This is a genomic window from Roseivirga spongicola (assembly GCF_001592965.1).
GTDB classification, from domain to species: domain Bacteria; phylum Bacteroidota; class Bacteroidia; order Cytophagales; family Cyclobacteriaceae; genus Roseivirga; species Roseivirga spongicola.
This window is the reverse complement of sequence record NZ_LRPC01000011.1, coordinates 1-453: the sequence shown is the minus strand read 5'-3', so window position 1 is coordinate 453 and position 453 is coordinate 1. Positions and strand designations below refer to the sequence as shown.

Genomic DNA, 453 nt, shown 5'->3' with positions numbered 1-453 from the left:
GGTTTGGAGTGCCGGAACTTCTCTCATTGGCCCTGCCGGGGCTGATGGTGCTGACGGAACCAATGGAATAGACGGAACCAACGGAACAGATGGCCAAGACGGTAACACTATTCTTAGTGGCAATACTGATCCAAACAATACGCAAGGAAAGGATGGCGATATATATATCAACACAGCTACAAATACTTATTTCGGACCTAAAACTGCTGGGGTTTGGGGTGCCGGAACTTCCCTCGTTGGCCCTGCTGGGGCCGATGGTGCGGATGGCGCAGATGGCATCAATGGTATAGACGGAACCAACGGAACAGATGGCCAAGACGGAAACACTATTCTCAGCGGCAACACTGACCCAATCAATGCACAAGGGAAGGATGGCGATATCTACATCAACACAGCTACCAATACTTATTTCGGACCGAAAACTGCTGGAGCTTGGGGTGCCGGAACTTCTCT

General features: G+C 50.8%; 1 pseudogene. It reads left to right on the top strand.

The features are described 5' to 3' along the window. Positions 1–453: pseudogene (locus AWW68_RS07775) on the top strand (hypothetical protein); the annotation flags it as partial.